This window comes from Paraeggerthella hominis (assembly GCF_021044775.1).
Classification (GTDB): domain Bacteria; phylum Actinomycetota; class Coriobacteriia; order Coriobacteriales; family Eggerthellaceae; genus Paraeggerthella; species Paraeggerthella hominis.
In genome coordinates this window covers 43,903-61,439 of the sequence record NZ_JAJNOQ010000009.1, presented here as the reverse complement: position 1 = coordinate 61,439, position 17,537 = coordinate 43,903, and the positions used below count along the sequence as shown (strand labels likewise).

Sequence of the window (17,537 nt, the reverse complement as noted above, 5' to 3'; positions counted from 1 at the left end):
CGGTAGTTCGCTCGGCATGCCGTTGAGGCAATGCTCAAAAGTACTCGAATTAGCAGAATACCAGATGGCGCAGGTGCCCACCGACACGAAATCGCCGGAAAGCGGCAGAGGGCCGCTTCGGACGCGGCGCCTTCGAAGCGTTGGACGAAACAAGGTTGCGCGAAGCGTCTCACCGTCGCCGATCTTGCGCGAGCACTTCAGGGTTCAGGCAGTCGGCGGGACGGCGGCCCAGCACCACGTCGATCGCGCTGCGCATGGTGCGCGTGCGCAGTTCAAGCCCCGATTCCTCGGACCAGTACGCCGCATGCGACGTGAGCACGGTGTGAGGAGCGCGCAGCAGCGGATGGTCGAAGTCGACGGGTTCGCCCTCGTACACGTCGACGCCCGCGCCCCACAGCTTCCCCGATTCGAGCGCCGCCGCCAAGGCCGCAGTGTCCACCACCGCCCCGCGCGCCGTGTTCACCAGCACGGACCCTTCCTTCATGAGCGCCAGGCGATCCTCGTCCAGCAGGTGGTGCGTCTCGGGCGCGAGCGCCACATGCAGGCTGACCACGTCCGCGCAGCCCAACAGCTCGTCAAGCGACAGGATATCGTAGCCTTCCGGTGTGCGTCGGCCCGGCACCAACGAGCGCGACCAGCACACCACGCGAAAACCCAGCCCTGCGGCCTTGCGCGCAACGGCGCGGCCGATATCGCCCATCCCCACCACGCCGAACACCCGCCCGTACGCCTGCCCCATGGGCCGGCGGCGCGCATAGTCCCACACGCCTGCGCGCATGTCGGCGTCGATCTCGTTCAAACGCCTCAGCACGCACAGCGCCAACGCGATCGCATGGTCCGAGACGACCTCGGTTCCGTACCCCGGAGCAGTGCACACCGCAACGCCGTGATCCGTGGCGGCTTCCACGTCGATGTCGTCGTAGCCCACGCCGGTACGGCTGACCACCCGCAACCGAGGAAGCGCCTCGAACGCCGCGCGCGGCAACGCGCTGTACGAAGTGACCATTCCGTCGGCATCGGCCGCAAGTCGAACCAAGTCATCCAAGCCGCGCGAATCGAAACAGGCGAAATCCACGCCCGCATCGCGCGCCATGCGCTCTTCGAAGTCCATGTTCTCGAAATCGCTGTCGACCATAACGATCTTGGGCATACTCCGTCCTTCCTTGACGTGCAGTCTTGACGAACGCAATCGGTTCCAGTAGGGTCGCGTAAACCATAGAATCGTGCTTGGGAAAGGTCATAGTATGAAAAAATCGGTCGACGGCCGCAAGGTCGCCATCATCGGATGCGGGTTCGTGGGGTCGGCCACGGCTTTCACGCTGATGCAAAGCGGCCTGTTCTCGGAAATGGTGCTGGTCGACGTCGACCGCAACCGAGCCGAGGGCGAAGCGCTCGACATCAGCCACGGCATGCCTTTCGCCAGCCCCATGAACATCTACGCCGGCGACTACGACGACCTTGCCGATGCAGCCATCATCGTGGTCACGGCCGGAGCGAACCAGCAGCCTGGCGAAACGAGGCTTGACCTGGTGCACAAGAACGTGAGGATCTTCAAGTCCATCATTCCCGAAATCGCGAAGCGAGACTTCGGCGGCATCCTGCTGGTGGTATCGAACCCGGTGGACATCCTCACCTACGTGGCCTTGAAGCTTTCAGGGCTTCCCGAGGATCGCGTGATAGGATCCGGCACGGTGCTCGACACCGCGCGCTTCAAGAACATCCTGGGCGAGCACTTGGGCGTGGACCCGCGCAACGTGCACGCCCGCATCATCGGCGAGCACGGCGACAGCGAGATCGCCGTTTGGAGCTTGGCGAACGTCTCGGGCATTCCCGTCAACGACTTCTGCGAGATGCGCGGGCATTTCGAGCACGAGGAATCCATGCAGCGCATCGCCGAAGACGTGAAGAACAGCGCGTACGAGATCATCGCGAAGAAGAAGGCCACGTACTACGGCATCGCCATGGCGGTCAAGCGCATCTGCGAGGCCATCGTGCGCGACGAAAAGCCCATCTTGCCCGTATCGAACTACCAAAACGGCGGAGAGTACGGCCTGGAAGACGTGGTTTTGAGCTTGCCCGCCGTCGTAGGCAAAGGCGGCATCGAGTACCGCGTGCCCGCGCCCATCAGCCACGACGAACTTGCCGCCCTGCAAGCATCCGCCGCCAAGCTGAAGGAAGTCATCGCAGAGCTGGATCTGGATTAGAACAGCAGGGGCAAGCGCGGTCGAAGCCGCTCCGTCCTCGACCGCGCTTGCCTTACGGCCTTGCCCCTATCGCCACTTCGTGCGCAGCTCCCAAAAGGCGACGGCGCTGGCGGCAGCCACGTTCAGGGAATCCACGTCGTGATCCATGGGAATCTTCACCGTGTAGTCGCATGCCGCCACGGTGGACGGAGCAAGACCGTCGCCTTCGGTGCCCAGCACCAGCGCCAACTTCTCGCATGCGCGCAAGCGCGCGTCGTGCAGCGGGATCGAATCGTTGGAAAGCGCCAGCGCAGCAGCCTTGAATCCCAGCTCATGCAGCAAGGCCACGCCTTCGACGGCCCATTCGCGCACGCCGCCGATGCGCGTCCACGGCACCTGGAACACCGTGCCCATGGACACGCGGGCGGCACGACGGTACAGCGGGTCGTGGCACGAAGGCGTGATCAGCACCGCATCGATGCCGAGCGCAGCGGCGGAGCGAAACACGGCGCCGATGTTCGTGTAGTTCGTGATGTCCTCCAGCACCGCAACGCGGCTCGCATCGGCCAGCAGATCCTCCACCGACGGGAGCGGCGGACGCTCGAACGCCGCCAACGCCCCGCGCGTCACCTGGTATCCGGTCAACGCGTGAAACTGCTCGCGCGTTGCCACGAACGCTGGAAGTTCGGGATCGATCCGCAGCAGCCGATCGATCAGCGGCATCGTCTGGTCGAGCCAGCATTCTTCCACGAACAGCGAAATCGGACGCGCCCCGGCATCGAGCGCGCGCTCGATAACCTTGCGCGACTCCCCTATGAACAGGCCGCTTGCAAAGTCCGGACAATCCCGCAACTGCGCGTCGGTCATGCCGGAATACACCGCCAAGCGCGCGTCGTCCAAACCTTCCAAATGAATCAGCGGCATAGCTTCCCCTTTCAGTCGGCGAACATGGTACCACGCGAACGGAAGCGTCGAGCGTATGACGAATCCGCCCCATTGCAGACGCGCAGCCGCTCGCCGGTCGGCGATGCTCTATACTTTTCGCATGTAACGGGCACGGATTCAAAGGGGGCCTTATGGCCGCAACCGTCAAAACGCTTTTGGAACACCACGGCGAGCTGTACTGGGGCACGCGCCAAGCAAATCCGGGATACCACTACGGGCTGTCGCTCGATATCGGGGAAAACGGCGTTGCCGCGCAGGTGGTCTACGTGATGAGCGATCTCGATGAAAACGACAGCCCCGTCGTCACGCCCGAGATGCTCATGTCGTGCTATACCGTGGCCGACCTGGAAGCCAACGGCATCGTCCCGAGCGACCTCATGGACGAAGAAGGCAACGACTCCGTCAAAGGCTGGTACTGCATCGAAGAGTCGTTCTTCCCCGAAAACCAGGTTGAAGCGCTGCAGGAGAGCAACGCTCAGCTTGACGGCTACCTGGACATCGTGCTGGACATCATGCTCATTTCGCCCGAAGAGGTAGCGGCGGGCATGCCGTCGCTCGACGACATCTCGTTTTTCGACCTTCTGAGCGAGCTTGAGGGAATCGCGGAGCGCATCGATTCCGGCGCGCTGGCGAAACCGCTGCCGTTCGGCTTCCGCCTTGTCAGCGACGCGCTGTTCGGCTGGGAATTCGCCGACGAAGAGGACTGGCGCTAACGCACAGGCAACGCGATCCCCGCAAAGGCGCGCCCTGCGCGGGGATCTTCGCAAAAAGCACCGGGGAGCGCGATCGAAACGCTTAGGCGCCCAGGCCGAAGAACGCGGCAACAAGACGCATGCCGTACAGCACCACGACTATCCCGCAAACCACATTCACCACGCGCAGCATGCCGTCGCTGAACCGGCTGCCCAACGCGTTCACGGCAAGGGCGATCCCCTGAAACCACACGAGCGACGCCGAGCACGCTCCAACCACGAACGCAACGCCTTCCGCACCGACGAACGTCGCGCGAAAGGCGCCCAGCATCAAGGCGCCGTCGATGAGCGCTTGCGGATTGCACCAGGTAACCACGAACGCCGCCGAAACGATCGACGCGAAGCCGGCTTCGCGTCCGAAGCGCGGAGCTTTTCTCGAAGCCCCGGAAGCCGCTTGTGCGGCGGGATCTTCGCGCTTCGCCGCAATGAGACGAACGCCTATCACGACTACCAGAAGACCGCCGACCAGCTGAATTGCACGAGACAGGCCGGGCACTGCATCCATAAGCAAGCCGATACCGAAAAAACTCGCGAGCGTCAACGTCATGTCGAACAGCGTAACCGCAAGCGAAGTCGCAAGAGCGCGCCGTCGAGTGCCGGAAACCGCCGCATTGATCACGAACAGGTTCTGCATTCCAATTGGCGCCAAATACGCCAAGCCCATCGCAAAGCCCTGCAGCAAGACGGCAACCATGGCCCTATCCTTCCAGCCTGGAATCGCCTTCGAGCAACAACGCGCTGGTAGCGGCAATCCGCATGCCCAGATCAGCAGCCGATTCGTCACGCAAATCCGCCAGATCGACCAGCGCGCGTTCAAGAAGCCCTCTCCACGCACCGGCTTCAAGGGACGCCCCCGGCGCAGAGGGCTCGTCGGTTTCCAGCAACAAACGCTCGCGGGGCACGGCCTGCGCATAGGCGCGCCCGCGCTTCGTGGCCAGCATGCGCGGGCCTACCGAAAAGAAGCAGCCGAGCCGTATCGCGCGCTGCAGATCATCGGACGAGCCCGAGAACCAATGGAACACGCATGCACTGTCCTCTGTCGCGCGATGCCGTTCGAGCGCATCGAGGACCGCGCCCGCCGCGCGCACCGCATGAAGCGTTAGCACCTTGCCGCCCAGGTTGGCGCATGCAGAGACCACGCGATCGAACGCACGCTCCTGCGCCTCGCGCGACGCAACGTGCCTTGCACCAAAGTCCAGTCCGATCTCGCCGACGAATCGGGTCGATCCCACCAGATGCTCAAACCGCTCCAGCGCCCGGTTCGCGCCGTCCGACTCGCCTTCGGCCACCCACCAGGGATGCAGGCCCAAGGCCACGCGCACGTTGCCGCACGCTGCCAACTCCTGCACGGCGCGCTCGTAGCCCTCGGGCGTCACCGTTGCCGAGAGGGCGCTCACGCCAAGCTCATCAAGGCCGGCTGCAAGCGAAGCCGCATTCGGTGCGAAGTCCACATGGCAGTGCATGTCGAAAAGGCGCATCGACGAAACGTCGCCGTCGATCGCCGAAGATGCCGTCCCCAAAATAGTCACTGACCGATTCCCGCCAGCTCGCGAAGCACCTCGCCCGCAATCATCTGCCCCATGATGGGCGGCACGTACGATGCGGTGCCCAGGTTCGATCGCTCGCGCCGCGCAGCTCCTTCGCGCACGGGCACCTCGACCGGCTGCTCGCATGAATACAGCACCCGCAGACTGCGAATGCCGCGCTTGCGACCTTCCTTGCGCATGATGCGGCACAGCGGGCAGTTCACCGTTTCGTACACGTCCGCCGCGCGAAAGCACTCGGGATGCAGCTTGTTCGCCGCTCCCATGCTGCTGATCAGGCGCATGCCCTCGCGGTCTGCATATTCAGCGATCGCCAGCTTCGTGGAAATGGTGTCGATCGCGTCCACCACGTAGTCGGCACGCGCGCCGAACTCGCCCAAAAGAGCGGGGGCGTTTTCGGCTAGCACGAACGTATCCAGCGCCTCTACCTGGGCGTTCGGGTTGATGTCGGCCACCATGGCGCGCACCACCTCCGTCTTCTTGCGCCCGATGGTGCTATGAAACGCAATGGCCTGACGATTGATGTTGCTCGCCTGCACCACATCGTGGTCGACCACGATCAAGCGCCCCACCCCGCCGCGTGCGAGCGCTTCGACGCAGTTCGATCCCACGCCGCCCAAGCCCAGCACCATGACGGTGGAGGCGGCCAGGCGCTCGACGCCTTCTCGGCCCATGATCAATTCGAGTTTCGATACGGCATCGTCTGCAGCGCTCATGGCAATCCTTTCTATCGGCGAACATGGTAGCATTGCGCAACTCCCAAACGAAGCAGAGGACGGAAGCTGGGCGCGAATCAGCGCTTTAGGACCGACGGCCCCGCCATGCGCTCGGAGCGCTTGCCTGCACGCCCGGACGCGTGCTACACTCGCACGACAACGTTTCGCGGACGCCCCCATGTCAAGCGCCCGCCACTCCAAGGAGAGCGATACATGAAGTTCTAGCGATGCCCCAACCCCGACGTATCCCGGCGCCTGCACGGCGCTCGGCCCTGCGCGGACTCGCATCGCAGATCCATACGCTCGATCCAACGCCCTCGCGCCGCTCAGCGCGCCGGCGAACCCCCTACGCGAACATCCGCATGCAGGGCCTCCAAATCCACAGGAGGTCTTCATGGTTCTCACCTTGCACGATATCGGCTACGCCTACCCCGGGTCGCCCGCACCCGCCATCGAACACGTCTCGGCTACGTTCGCCGAAGGTTGGTGCGGCGTCATCGGCGACAACGGCTGCGGCAAGAGCACGCTCGCACGCATCGCATGCGGCCTGATCCAGCCCGACATCGGCAGCGTCTTTCCCCAGCGCACGGCAACGTACTGCCCCCAAGACGCCGTCACCTCGCCCGATCTGCTGTACGACTTCGCATGCGATTTCTCCCGCCACGCAATCGCGCTGCGCGAAAATCTGGGCATTAAAGACGACATGCCCTGGCGCTTCTACGAACTTAGCTTTGGGGAGCGCAAGAAAATCCAAGTGGCCGTGGCGCTTTGGCAAGACCCCGACGTATTGGCGCTCGACGAGCCCACGAACCACGTGGACGCGCCTTGCCGCGCCGCCATTGCGCAAGCGCTCAAGGGCTATCGCGGCATCGGCATCCTCGTATCGCACGATCGCGAGCTATTGAACGCCCTGGTCGAACGCTGCCTCATGTTCGAAGGCGGAGCCTGGTCCATGCGCCCGGGAACCTACGACGAAGCGCGCACGCAGCATGAACGCGAGCGCGCCGAAGCCCTGGCCAAGCGGGCAACCGCCAAGCGAGAGGCCGAACGCCTGACAGCCGAAGCGAACGAGCGGGCCCAGCAAGCCGCGCGAACGGCCGCCCGGTTGAGCGCCCGGCACCTGGACAAGCACGATAGCGACGGAAGGGGGAAGCGTCGGCTTGCCGTATACTCCGGGCAGGACGGCAAGACCGGCGCACTCGCGTCGAACATGGACGCACGCGCCGGACGAGCCCGACAGGAAGCGCAGGGCATCCGCACGGCGAAACGCTACAACGGGTCGCTCTGGCTGGAGTCGAAACCCCATCCGCGCGCAACGCTCCTGCTCATGGACGAACACGCCATCCCCTGCGGGCAGGGTCGGCTCGAGCTTCCGAAACTCGCCCTCGGAAACACCGATCACATCGGCATCTCCGGACCGAACGGTGCGGGCAAATCGACGCTCGTACGCCACCTGCTCCAACAGCTTCCCAACGACATCGCCGTCCTGACGATCCCGCAGGAAGTGTCGCCCGCCGAAGCAAGGCGCCTAGCGAACGACCTGCTTTCAACCGACGAAGCCCGCATGGGACGCCTGCTCTCGATCGTCACCCAGCTCAACTCGAACGCAAAACGCATCCTGGCCGGGAGCGAAGTGAGTCCGGGGGAGCTGCGCAAATTGATGCTGGCCCAAGGCATGCTGGACGAGCCGGCGCTCATCGTGATGGACGAACCCACCAACCACCTGGACCTGCATTCGGCAGAAGCGCTCGAACGCGCGCTTGCGGCTTACCCCGGCGCGCTCGTTGCCGTATCGCACGACCAGGCGTTTCTGAACGCTTGCACCAGCACGCGCTGGCACGTGGAGGGAGGGCGCGTGAGCGTGCGATGATCGAGCCCTTCCCAAGCGCTCCACGAAGCGTAGGTTGCCCGCACGCGAAAGCAGCCCCATAATCGATGCAATCGAAACAGGGTCGTTGCAGACCGCCACAACCACCGAACGGAGCACTTCATGTCCACCTACATTACCGGCGACACCATCCGCAAGCTGCGCGAGCGAAAAGGATGCACGCAACGCGAGCTTGCCAGCCGCCTCGGCGTCACCGACAAAGCGGTTTCCAAATGGGAAACGGGAAAGGGGCTTCCCGACATCACGCTGGTCGAGCCTTTGAGCGCGGCGCTCGACGTGTCGGTGGCCGAGCTGCTTTCGGGAGAATGCGCCCACAACTCGAATCGCTGCGCCAACATGCTGCGCACGCGGTTCTACGTCTGCCCTCTGTGCGGCAACGCCGTCCATGCAACCGGCGAGGGCGCGTTCAGCTGCTGCGGCATCCTGCTCCCCGCCCTTGACGCCGAAGACGCAGACTCTGCCGACAGCGTCCATCGTCTGGAAATCGACGTGGTAGAACATGACTTCTACGTAACGATGGACCACCCCATGACGAAGCAGCATTTCGTCAGCTTCATCGCCTACGCTACAACGGACCGCCTGCACCTGCGCAAACTGTACCCGGAGCAAAACGCCGAAGCGCGCTTCCCCATCATGGGGTCGGGAGCCGTCTACGCTTTCTGCAACCAGCACGGCCTGTTCAAGGCGAAGGCCGCACGACCTAAGCCGTCACGCTAGCCGAACCGCCCGACGGACTCGCAGGCGGTTGCGAGCCCGTCGGGGTGGTCGAGCCTGCGGACGACCCCGATCCCGATCCAGAGCCCGATCCCGATCCGGAACCCGTCGCGGAGCCCGAACCGGACGACCCGGAACCGCTGCCCGGCGTCGCTTCCGACCCGGAACCGCTGCCGCCGGTCGACCCGCCGGCATCAGAGCCGGAACCAGATCCCGACCCGGTGCCGGACCCCGATCCGCCCGACGCGTCCGATCCGGATCCCCCCGTGCTCGACGAGCCGGAACCGGAGCCAGCACTGGAGCCCGAACCGCCGGAGGTCGACCCGCCCGCGCTCGGCGAACCCTGCTGGCCGTTCGAGGACCCCGACCCCGCCGAGGAGCCGCTTCCCTCATCGGAGCCTTGCGAGCCGCTGTTCGCCGCCGAACCCGCCGACCCGGATTGGCCCTGTCCGCCCGAAGCGCCGCCCGCGTCCTGCGGCGCCTCCTGCTTCTGCACCGAAACCAGGGGCTCCGGGCGCGCACCGAAACCTTCGCCCTGCGTGATCAGGTTGATCGCAAAAGCGGATACCAGCACCGCCACCATCGCGGAAACGGCGGAGACGGCAACGATCCTGCGCTGGGCCCTGCGCTTGCGCTCGCGATTGTCGCGCACCCGCTGCGCCGTCACGTCACCGAGAAGCGCGGCATCCCCGATCCGGGGCGTGAGCGACCGACGCACGGTAACCGGACGCAGCACCGCGGTTTCGCCAGCGGGCGGCAAGACGACGGTCGGCGCGTCGTCCGAACCGTCGTCGGGCACGTAGCCCGGCTCGCCCGGCTTCAGCTCGCGCAGCTTCTCGGCCGAAGCGGTGAAGAACTTCTTGTACAGCTGCGACGCCACCGCCGAGACGATGGAGCCCACGCCCACGCCGATCACCGATCCGTAGATGCCTATCTGAGACGCCAGCAGCATGGAGGTGACGGCTGCAAGCGCACCGGCGACCACCTGCGGCAACGACAGGTCGTCGAACAGCGCGCGCAGCGAACCGCCCCTCCCGGTGTTGTCCTCACGTGCATTCCGTTCCATCGTGCGCCCTCCTCGCGAACCCCAGCGTTCGCCCATTCGTTTTCTCGTCTTCGAACATACCCCACTCATGTCGTATGCTTATGTGGTTCATCTAAACGTTATCTGCAAGCCACAGAACGTCCAATCCTCCACCGCGATGCAGTACCGCGCAGAGCTTGGACGGTCGAAACGAACACGGAATGCGAGGCTCCATGCGCCTGAACCGATCAAAGCACTTCGACGTCTTGGTGGTAGGAAGCGGCATCGCCGGAACCATGGCGGCGCTCTCGGCAGCGCGTGCAGGAGCGCGCACGGCAATCGCCAGCCTGGGACCCCTGTTCTCGGGCTCGAGCTTCTACCCGGGCACCTGGGGCCTGGGGCTCATCGGCCCCGAGTCGCCCTCCGACGAAGCCGACCTTGCGAAGCAGATCCTCGACGTAGGCTGCGGCATGACCGATCCCGCGCTGGTCGCATCGTTCGTCGGCGGCATCTCCAGCGGAATCGAGCAGTTGGAAGCGCTCGGCGTAACGCTCAAGGAGCCAAAGCGAGCGCAGGAGCGCGAGTTCGTCCCCTGCTTCGATCGCAAGCATCGCCTGTGGCGCGGCATCGAGCGCGCGCCCTTCGAACGGGCCGCAGCCGCCGAACTTGCGCGCCTGAACATCGACGTGCTTTCCCCTTGGGAGCTGATCGACCTGGTCATGCAAGAAGGAACCGCCACAGGCGCCGTGCTGTTCGACCATGCGACTCGTTCGTTCGAGCTGGTCGCATGCGGCGCCGTCGTGCTGGCGACGGGAGGCTACGGCGGGCTGTTCGAGCGCCGGCTCACGGCGGACGACGTGCAGGGAACCGCCCAGGCCCTTGCGCTGCGCAGCGGCTGCACGCTCGTCAACCTGGAGTTCATGCAGATGATGCCCGGCCTCGTCCGCCCGAAAAGCGGCATCGTGTTCAACGAGAAGACGTTTCGCTTCGCCCAGCTGCTCGACACCGAAGGGCGCGACGCGCTGCGCGAGGTCGCAGACGCTCGTTTCGCGCTGGAGGCGCGCTCGGGGCACGGACCCTTCACGGCGCGGCTCGCATCACGCGACGTGGACCTTGCGCTGGCGAACGCAGGTCCGCGCGGGCTGACCGTGCGCTACCGTTTTGACGGCGCTTCCCCGCTGCCCGAGTTCGTGCGCACGTACTTCGACTGGCTGAAGCGGGACAGAGGCATCCAAATCGACGACGAGCTGGTCATCGCTCCGTACGCCCATGCGGCGAACGGCGGCATCCTCATCGACGAGCACGCGGCAACCGGCGTCGACGGGCTTTACGCCTGCGGCGAGGCGACGGGCGGCATGCACGGAGCCGACCGCATCGGCGGCCTCTCAAGCGCGAACGGTATCGTGTTCGGCCTGCGGGCGGGAGCTTCGGCGGCGTCACGAGCCGCAAGGGCGAATGCGCAAAGCAATCGACAGCCGCAAGCTCACGCCGCCTTCGAAGGAATCGGCATCGAGCACGGCTCGGACATCCGGGCGGCGCTGAGGCGCATCATGACCGAAAGCTGCATGATCGTGAGAAGCGAGGACGGCCTGAGCGCGGCTCAGGAAGCCCTGGAGAACCTGGCCGCGCAAACCGAATCCGCGAAACGCCGAACCGAAGACCCGCGCCAGGTTGCGGAAGCGGCGCGCATCACGGCCCAGCTGACGCTTGCGCGATCCATCGTGGAAGCGGCGCGAACGCGCACCGAAAGCCGCGGCGCGCACTATCGCCTCGACTTCCCCGCCTCGGATCCCGCCCAAGCGCGGCCGCTCGCCGTCAGCCTGGGAAGCAACGGCAGCCCCGCGGCGCGCCCGTTGCGCCAACGGCGCTGAAGCGGCGCTACGAACGCACCGCCGGGACCACCGCCAGATCGGCCAGCGTCACGCCGTCGACGTAGTCTTCTATCGTCTTGTCCAGGCCCGCCCAAAAGCGGACGGTGGTGCACTCCGACAAGCGCGGACATCGATCGTCGCCGTCAAGGCCCATGCACGCCACCGGAGCCGTGCTGCCTTCCACGGCGCGCAGCACGTCCCCGGCCTTGATGGCGGCGGGGTCGCTGGCCAGCACGTAGCCGCCTCCCTTGCCGCGGACGCTGCGAAGCAGCCCCGCCTGAACGAGCGGGCGGGCAAGCTGCTCAAGGTACTTGAACGAGATATCCTCCCGCTCGGCAACCTCGCGCAGCGCAACTTTCGCGCCGTCGCCCGCCTGGGCTACGTACACCATGAGCCGCAACGCGTAGCGGCCTTTCGTCGATACGAGCATCGAAACTCCTTCCCTCTGCGCCGCGCGAGCTCCGGCGAAATCAGCACGCCGGCCATCTGCCGGGCACCGAACGTTTTGCATAAATTCTATCAACTTTCTAGGATTAATGCTTGACTTTTCACGGTATCGGATTATTTTAATCCTAGCAAAATTATATGATTAACTCACGACGAGAGATTTCGGGCAATGCACCTACCAAAGCATACTATCCGCCCCGAAACGAAAGGAACGTTCGCATGATCGGAGAGAGCACGCTCCTGTCCGTACAGGGGCTCACGGCATCGGCCAACGACAAGACCATCCTGAACGCGGTTGATCTGAACATCGGATCGGGCGAAACCCACGTCATCATGGGTCCGAACGGTGCCGGCAAATCCACGCTCGGACACGTTGTCATGGGCAGCCCCGTCTACACGGTCGAAAGCGGAACGGTGGAATTCGACGGCCAGGACATCACCGACCTCGCCCCGGACAAGCGCTCGCGCGCGGGGCTGTTCCTCAGCTTCCAGGCACCGGTCGAGATTCCGGGCGTCCCCGTTTCCAGCTTCCTGCGCGCCACCACGACAGGCCGCGAAGGATTCGACATGAAGGGCAAGCTGTTCCGCAAGCACGTGCGCGACCTCGCACGCGAGCTGGACATGGATCCCGCCTACCTCGACCGAGAGCTGGGCGTGGGCTTTTCCGGCGGCGAGAAGAAGAAGCTCGAGATGCTGCAGCTTCTGCTGCTGCGACCGAAGCTGGCCATCCTGGACGAAACGGACTCCGGCCTTGACGTCGACGCCCTGGGCGTGGTTTCGCGAGGGATCGATGCGTACCGCCGCTCGTGCGAGGGCACGCTGGCCATCATCACCCACAACACCCGCATTCTGGAGCGATTGGACATCGACCGCGTCCACGTGCTGGTGCGCGGGCGCATCGTCGAAAGCGGAGACGCGTCGCTCATCCGCGAGATCGACTCCCACGGCTTCGAGCGCTTCGAGCTCATGGACCAGGCCAGCGACGCTCCCGCCGACGCGGTGAGCGCCGGTTGCGCCGCACAGCATGGCTGCGCCGCAACCGCGTAGGGAGGAAGCCATGACGAAGCAACGAACGTACGTCGACGACATCGACCGCAGCCTGTACGATTTCGCGAACGACGAAACCGGCATCGAGCGCCTTGACGCGGGGCTTACGCCGTCCATCGTACGCGAGATATCCGAGCGCAAGAACGAGCCCGGCTGGATGCTGGACTTCCGCCTGCAATCCCTCGACACGTACCATCGCATGAAAAACCCTGATTGGGGCCCTGGGTTGAGCGGCCTCAACATGGACGACATCGCCACGTACGTGAAGCCCAACACGGAGATGCAAAGCGACTGGGACAGCCTTCCCGACGACGTCAAAAACACGTTCGACCGCCTGGGGATACCCGAGGCCGAGCGCGAGTACCTTGCCGGCGTGGGGGCGCAGTACGATTCCGAGCTGGTCTACCACAGCATGCAGGACACCGCCGCCAGCATGGGCATCGTCTACTCCGGCATCGAGGAAGCGCTCCTTGACCCGGATTGGGAGCCGCTCATCAAAGAGAAGTTCATGACGCTCATCCCGCCCACCGACCACAAGTTCGCCGCGCTGCACGGCGCGGTGTGGAGCGGCGGGTCGTTCGTCTACGTTCCGAAGGGCGTCAAGCTGGACTTTCCCTTGCAAAGCTACTTTCGCCTGAACGCGAAGGGAGCCGGTCAGTTCGAGCACACGCTCATCATCGTGGAAGACGGCGCCGACCTGCATTTCATCGAAGGCTGCTCCGCGCCGAAGTACAACGTGGCGAACCTGCACGCCGGAGCGGTGGAGCTGTTCGTGGGCAAGCAGGCGCGCCTGCGCTATTCGACCATCGAGAACTGGTCGAAGAACATGTACAACCTCAACACCAAGCGCGCCCGCGTGGACGAAGGCGGATCCGTGGAATGGATCAGCGGATCCTTCGGCAGCCACGTCGGCTACCTCTACCCCATGTCCATCCTTGCCGGACGGAAATCCACGTCGAGCTTCACCGGCATCACCTTCGCCGGAGCGGGACAGAACCTGGACACGGGCTGCAAGGTGGTGCTCGCCGCACCCGATACGTCCGCGTCCATCGAAACGAAATCCATCTCGAAAGGCGGTGGCATCTCGACGTTCAGGTCGTCCATCGTAGCCACCGAAGCGGCGAAGGGATCCGCGGCCAGCGTGTCGTGCCAGTCGCTCATGCTCGACGACATCAGCCGCTCAGACACCATCCCGGCCATGGACATTCGCTGCAAGCACGTGGACATCGGACACGAGGCCACCATCGGCCGCATCGGAGACGACAAGGTCTTTTACCTGATGAGCCGCGGCATACCCGAAGAAGAGGCGCGCACGATGATCGTGAACGGCTTCGCCGACCCCGTGTCGAAAGAGCTGCCCCTTGAGTACGCCGTGGAAATGAACAACCTGATCAAGCTTGAAATGGAAGGGGCCATCGGATAATGGAAACCCTCACGATAGAACGCGCGAACGCCATGCCCGCCCCCACGTGGCACAGGCTTCGCATGAACGATGTCGACATAGAACTGCCCGCCGGCTTGACGCACGCGCGCTGCGTGGAGACACTTGCGCCGCCGTCGCTCATCGGCAAGGCGAACGCGTTCGAGCGCGTGGTCGAACGCGCCCAGGCGGCGCTCGACGAAAGGACGCCCGCATCAGAGACCGCGCCTCGAGCCATCGTCGCGGCAGCCTGCGGCACGACCGATCCCGCCGACCTGGACGTTCCCGCGCTCACGCCCTTTCAGCAGATCGCCGCCGAAAGGGAGCTGGAAGGCAGCATGGTGGAGGCATTTGAAACGGGCATGGGCCACCAAGCGCGGGAATATCTTGAATTCGCGGCAGGAGAACCAATTGTGCTGGCCACGAGCCCTGGGGAAACCGCGCGCGCATCCATTCGCATCGAAGGCGTTGACGGCGCGGTCAACGCAGCCGCCATCGACCTGGTCGCGGCCCCGAACTCATCGCTTGCGCTTACCGTCACGATGGACTCCCCTCATGCGGGCGAAGGCGCAGTCGGGACGCGCATCCGCGCATTCGTCGGCGAAAACGCCCGCATCGACCTTGCTTGCACGCAAACGCTCGACGACTCTTGGACGGCGCTCGACGACACCGGCATCGTGCTCGACCGAAACGCTCGCATGACCGTGCGCCACGTCGTGCTGGGCGCGGGCCGCAGCTACACGGGCCTCGCGGCCGACCTGCGAGGAGACGACGCGCGCCTGGATGCGGACACGCGCTACCTGGGGCACGCCCAAGAGCAGCGAGACTTCAACTACGTGGCGCACCAGCGGGGACGACGCACCGCCTGCGTCTTCAACGCCAACGGCGTGCTGGCCGGAGCGTCCTCGAAAACGCTGCGCGGGACCATCGAGCTTGCGCACGGATGCAAGGGGTCCGAAGGGTCCGAGCAGGAAACCGTGCTTCTTGCCGACGAGCGCGTGGAGAACCGCACGGTGCCCGTGATCCTCTGCGACGAAGACGACGTGGCCGGAAACCACGGAGCCACGATCGGCCACGTGCGTCCGGAGCAGCTGTTCTACCTGGCCAGCCGAGGGGTATCCCCCGATGCAGCCGAGCGCCTGTTCGTCACTGCCACGTTCGAGGAAGCGGCGCTCAGCGCCGAGGACGACAGAACCCGCGCCGCCGTAGCCCGTTTAGCCGCCGCACGCAGCATCGTTTTCGAGGAGGCAACCGCATGAGCGTCGACATAGCCGCCAATCCGTACCGCAAGGACTTTCCGCTGCTCGCGGCAAACCCAAGCCTGGCGTTTCTGGACAGCGCCGCCACGGCGCAGCGGCCCGCCGCGGTTCTGGACGCCCAGCGCGCATTCTACGAGACCATGAATGCGAACGCGCTGCGCGGCCTGTACCGGCTTTCGGTGGACGCCACCCAGGCCATCGACGATGCCCGCGCGCGCATCACGCGCTTTATCGGCGCCCATAACCCCCGCGAGCTGGTATTTTGCCGCAACGCCAGCGAAGCGCTCAACCTGGTTGCAAAGGCTTTCGCGCCCACGGTGCTCGAGCCGGGCGACGAGGTGTGCATCACCATCATGGAGCACCATTCGAACCTCGTCCCCTGGCAGCAAGCATGCCGCGACGCAGGAGCCGACCTCGTGTACTTGTACCCTGACGAAAACGGCGTGATCACGAACCAGGAACTGGATGTCAAAATAGGGCCGAAGACCAAGATCGTGGCTGCCGCGCACGTATCGAACGTCCTCGGGATCGAGAACCCTCTGGCGGCCATGGCCGAACGCGTCCATGCTCAGGGGGGCTACCTGGTGGTCGACGGCGCCCAGTCGGTGCCCCACATGCCCGTGGACGTGCGCGCGCTCGGCTGCGACTTCTTCGCCTTCTCGGCGCATAAGGCGTTCGGCCCCTTCGGCGTGGGCATGCTCTGGGGCAGCCTGGACTTGCTTGAAGAGATGCCCCCGTTTCTCACGGGCGGCGAGATGATATCGTCGGTCACGCAGGCCGACGCCGTCTGGGCTCCCGTGCCCGAAAAGTTCGAAGCGGGCACGCAGGACGCTGCGGGCATCGCCGCGTCCGCCGCGGGCATCGCGTACCTCGAGAGCATCGGCTGGGACGCCGTGCAAGCGCGCGAGCAGGCGCTCGTGCGCGCATGCATGGACCGCCTGGCGAAGCTTCCCTACGTCCGCGTTCTCGGCCACCCCGACCCGGCGCAGCATCATGGCGTCATCAGCTTCAACGTGGACGGCATACACCCGCACGACGTGGCCAGCATCCTCGACGAGCACAACGTTGCCATCCGCGCCGGTCAGCACTGCGCGCAGCCGCTGCTGACATGGCTGGGAGAAGAGTCGTGCTGCCGAGCCTCGCTGGCGCTCTACAACGACGAAAGCGATATCGAGGCGCTTGCCGAGGGCCTCGACACCGTCTGGAGGATCTTCAATGGCTAGCATCTACACCGCGGCGCTCATGGAGCACAACGCGCACCCCGACTACAAGTACCAAATGGACGAGCCCACGTGCACGCACGACGGCGTGAACCCCAGCTGCGGCGACGAGCTGACGCTGGCGCTGCGCCTAAACGGAGACGTGATCGAAGAAGCCGCCTTCACCGGCCACGGCTGCGCCGTGAGCCAGGCGGCAGCCGACATGATGGCCGACCTGATCACCGGCGAAACCATCGCCGAAGCGCAGCGCCTTTCCAGCCTCTACCTGGACATGATCAAGGGTCGCCCGCTCACCGACGAGGAGCGCGCCGACCTCGACGAGACCGCCGAGCTCGAGTCCATCGCCCGCATGCCCGCCCGCGTCAAGTGCGCCGAACTCGCCTGGCGCACGCTGGAGAAGCTGCTCGAGCAGGAAACGGAGGCAGGACGCAAGGCGCAGTGACGTCGAAACGACAGCGCGCACTCGTTCCACCACTGCACGGGTCGTGCGGATGCTTTTGGCAAAGA

At 64.9% G+C, this 17,537-nt stretch carries 17 protein-coding genes; 10 read left to right on the top strand and 7 right to left on the bottom strand.

Going from position 1 to position 17,537, the window contains the following annotated elements; translation table 11 throughout:
• Positions 1 to 169 precede the first annotated feature (169 nt).
• Positions 170 to 1,150 carry a C-terminal binding protein gene (locus tag LQE90_RS09925; protein WP_216529605.1) on the bottom strand — a complete coding sequence of 327 codons (981 nt, stop codon included), beginning with the start codon at positions 1,148 to 1,150 and terminating at the stop codon, positions 170 to 172.
• Positions 1,151 to 1,244: 94 nt separating this feature from the next.
• Here LQE90_RS09925 and LQE90_RS09920 point away from each other — a divergent pair, with 94 nt between their 5' ends.
• Positions 1,245 to 2,204, top strand: a complete 960-nt coding sequence (locus LQE90_RS09920) for an L-lactate dehydrogenase (RefSeq protein WP_216529604.1) — start codon at positions 1,245 to 1,247, stop codon at positions 2,202 to 2,204.
• Between the two features lie 66 nt (positions 2,205 to 2,270).
• Here the strand turns inward: LQE90_RS09920 and LQE90_RS09915 are convergent, their stop codons facing one another.
• On the bottom strand, positions 2,271 to 3,107 hold the full coding sequence (locus LQE90_RS09915; protein ID WP_216529603.1) for a TrmH family RNA methyltransferase: 837 nt from the start codon (positions 3,105 to 3,107) through the stop codon (positions 2,271 to 2,273).
• A 152-nt stretch (positions 3,108 to 3,259) separates the two neighbouring features.
• Between LQE90_RS09915 and LQE90_RS09910 the strand changes: the two genes are divergently transcribed.
• Complete coding sequence (locus tag LQE90_RS09910; RefSeq protein WP_216529602.1) at positions 3,260 to 3,841, top strand: hypothetical protein; 582 nt, start codon at positions 3,260 to 3,262, stop codon at positions 3,839 to 3,841.
• A gap of 82 nt (positions 3,842 to 3,923) precedes the next feature.
• On the opposite strand, the gene LQE90_RS09905 is transcribed toward LQE90_RS09910, so the two are convergent.
• From LQE90_RS09905 to LQE90_RS09895, 3 genes are read right to left on the bottom strand one after another with little or no spacing between them, the layout of a single operon-like run.
• Positions 3,924 to 4,574, bottom strand: a complete 651-nt coding sequence (locus tag LQE90_RS09905; RefSeq protein WP_216529601.1) for a LysE/ArgO family amino acid transporter — start codon at positions 4,572 to 4,574, stop codon at positions 3,924 to 3,926.
• A gap of 4 nt (positions 4,575 to 4,578) precedes the next feature.
• Positions 4,579 to 5,409, bottom strand: coding sequence for a Qat anti-phage system TatD family nuclease QatD (qatD, locus tag LQE90_RS09900; RefSeq protein WP_231088285.1), 831 nt, complete (start codon positions 5,407 to 5,409; stop codon positions 4,579 to 4,581).
• The gene (locus tag LQE90_RS09895) at positions 5,406 to 6,140 is read right to left on the bottom strand and encodes a tRNA threonylcarbamoyladenosine dehydratase (protein WP_216529600.1); all 735 of its coding nucleotides are present in this window, start codon (positions 6,138 to 6,140) and stop codon (positions 5,406 to 5,408) included. The genes qatD and LQE90_RS09895 overlap by 4 nt, the downstream gene beginning before the upstream one ends.
• Positions 6,141 to 6,534: 394 nt before the next feature.
• Between LQE90_RS09895 and LQE90_RS09890 the strand changes: the two genes are divergently transcribed.
• Together LQE90_RS09890 and LQE90_RS09885 are read left to right on the top strand one after the other, a co-directional pair.
• Complete coding sequence (locus tag LQE90_RS09890) at positions 6,535 to 8,010, top strand: ATP-binding cassette domain-containing protein (protein WP_216529599.1); 1,476 nt, start codon at positions 6,535 to 6,537, stop codon at positions 8,008 to 8,010.
• Positions 8,011 to 8,130: 120 nt separating this feature from the next.
• On the top strand, positions 8,131 to 8,745 hold the full coding sequence (locus LQE90_RS09885; protein WP_216529598.1) for a helix-turn-helix domain-containing protein: 615 nt from the start codon (positions 8,131 to 8,133) through the stop codon (positions 8,743 to 8,745).
• On the opposite strand, the gene LQE90_RS09880 is transcribed toward LQE90_RS09885, so the two are convergent.
• A complete protein-coding gene (locus LQE90_RS09880) occupies positions 8,729 to 9,808 on the bottom strand; it encodes a hypothetical protein (RefSeq protein ID WP_216529597.1) in 1,080 nt (359 codons plus the stop codon). The genes LQE90_RS09885 and LQE90_RS09880 overlap by 17 nt on opposite strands.
• Positions 9,809 to 9,999: 191 nt before the next feature.
• On the opposite strand from LQE90_RS09880, the gene LQE90_RS09875 reads away from it, so the two are divergent.
• The gene (locus LQE90_RS09875; protein ID WP_216529596.1) at positions 10,000 to 11,637 is read left to right on the top strand and encodes an FAD-binding protein; all 1,638 of its coding nucleotides are present in this window, start codon (positions 10,000 to 10,002) and stop codon (positions 11,635 to 11,637) included.
• Between the two features lie 7 nt (positions 11,638 to 11,644).
• On the opposite strand, the gene LQE90_RS09870 is transcribed toward LQE90_RS09875, so the two are convergent.
• The gene (locus tag LQE90_RS09870; RefSeq protein ID WP_216529595.1) at positions 11,645 to 12,067 is read right to left on the bottom strand and encodes an RrF2 family transcriptional regulator; all 423 of its coding nucleotides are present in this window, start codon (positions 12,065 to 12,067) and stop codon (positions 11,645 to 11,647) included.
• A gap of 236 nt (positions 12,068 to 12,303) precedes the next feature.
• Between LQE90_RS09870 and sufC the strand changes: the two genes are divergently transcribed.
• From sufC to sufU, 5 genes are read left to right on the top strand one after another with little or no spacing between them, the layout of a single operon-like run.
• Complete coding sequence (gene sufC / locus LQE90_RS09865) at positions 12,304 to 13,131, top strand: Fe-S cluster assembly ATPase SufC (RefSeq protein WP_216529594.1); 828 nt, start codon at positions 12,304 to 12,306, stop codon at positions 13,129 to 13,131.
• Positions 13,132 to 13,141: 10 nt separating this feature from the next.
• A complete protein-coding gene (sufB, locus tag LQE90_RS09860) occupies positions 13,142 to 14,554 on the top strand; it encodes a Fe-S cluster assembly protein SufB (protein ID WP_216529593.1) in 1,413 nt (470 codons plus the stop codon).
• Positions 14,554 to 15,810: a SufB/SufD family protein gene (locus LQE90_RS09855; protein ID WP_216529592.1), complete on the top strand. Its 1,257-nt coding sequence runs from the start codon at positions 14,554 to 14,556 to the stop codon at positions 15,808 to 15,810. The genes sufB and LQE90_RS09855 overlap by 1 nt, the downstream gene beginning before the upstream one ends.
• Positions 15,807 to 17,033, top strand: coding sequence for an aminotransferase class V-fold PLP-dependent enzyme (locus tag LQE90_RS09850; protein WP_216529591.1), 1,227 nt, complete (start codon positions 15,807 to 15,809; stop codon positions 17,031 to 17,033). Before LQE90_RS09855 ends, LQE90_RS09850 begins: the two co-directional genes overlap by 4 nt.
• Positions 17,026 to 17,472, top strand: a complete 447-nt coding sequence (sufU, locus tag LQE90_RS09845; protein WP_216529590.1) for a Fe-S cluster assembly sulfur transfer protein SufU — start codon at positions 17,026 to 17,028, stop codon at positions 17,470 to 17,472. The genes LQE90_RS09850 and sufU overlap by 8 nt, the downstream gene beginning before the upstream one ends.
• Positions 17,473 to 17,537 lie beyond the last annotated feature (65 nt).

Bases quoted from the DNA above. Each gene is read 5' to 3' on its own strand.
- LQE90_RS09875 (WP_216529596.1), top strand. From the start codon at position 10,000: ATGCGCCTGAACCGATCAAAGCACTTCGACGTCTTGGTGGTAGGAAGC.
- LQE90_RS09890 (WP_216529599.1), top strand. From the start codon at position 6,535: ATGGTTCTCACCTTGCACGATATCGGCTACGCCTACCCCGGGTCGCCC.
- sufC (WP_216529594.1), top strand. From the start codon at position 12,304: ATGATCGGAGAGAGCACGCTCCTGTCCGTACAGGGGCTCACGGCATCG.
- LQE90_RS09920 (WP_216529604.1), top strand. From the start codon at position 1,245: ATGAAAAAATCGGTCGACGGCCGCAAGGTCGCCATCATCGGATGCGGG.
- LQE90_RS09850 (WP_216529591.1), top strand. From the start codon at position 15,807: ATGAGCGTCGACATAGCCGCCAATCCGTACCGCAAGGACTTTCCGCTG.
- sufB (WP_216529593.1), top strand. From the start codon at position 13,142: ATGACGAAGCAACGAACGTACGTCGACGACATCGACCGCAGCCTGTAC.
- LQE90_RS09870 (WP_216529595.1), bottom strand. From the start codon at position 12,067: ATGCTCGTATCGACGAAAGGCCGCTACGCGTTGCGGCTCATGGTGTAC.
- LQE90_RS09915 (WP_216529603.1), bottom strand. From the start codon at position 3,107: ATGCCGCTGATTCATTTGGAAGGTTTGGACGACGCGCGCTTGGCGGTG.
- sufU (WP_216529590.1), top strand. From the start codon at position 17,026: ATGGCTAGCATCTACACCGCGGCGCTCATGGAGCACAACGCGCACCCC.
- LQE90_RS09910 (WP_216529602.1), top strand. From the start codon at position 3,260: ATGGCCGCAACCGTCAAAACGCTTTTGGAACACCACGGCGAGCTGTAC.
- LQE90_RS09885 (WP_216529598.1), top strand. From the start codon at position 8,131: ATGTCCACCTACATTACCGGCGACACCATCCGCAAGCTGCGCGAGCGA.
- LQE90_RS09895 (WP_216529600.1), bottom strand. From the start codon at position 6,140: ATGAGCGCTGCAGACGATGCCGTATCGAAACTCGAATTGATCATGGGC.
- LQE90_RS09905 (WP_216529601.1), bottom strand. From the start codon at position 4,574: ATGGTTGCCGTCTTGCTGCAGGGCTTTGCGATGGGCTTGGCGTATTTG.
- LQE90_RS09880 (WP_216529597.1), bottom strand. From the start codon at position 9,808: ATGGAACGGAATGCACGTGAGGACAACACCGGGAGGGGCGGTTCGCTG.
- LQE90_RS09925 (WP_216529605.1), bottom strand. From the start codon at position 1,150: ATGCCCAAGATCGTTATGGTCGACAGCGATTTCGAGAACATGGACTTC.
- LQE90_RS09855 (WP_216529592.1), top strand. From the start codon at position 14,554: ATGGAAACCCTCACGATAGAACGCGCGAACGCCATGCCCGCCCCCACG.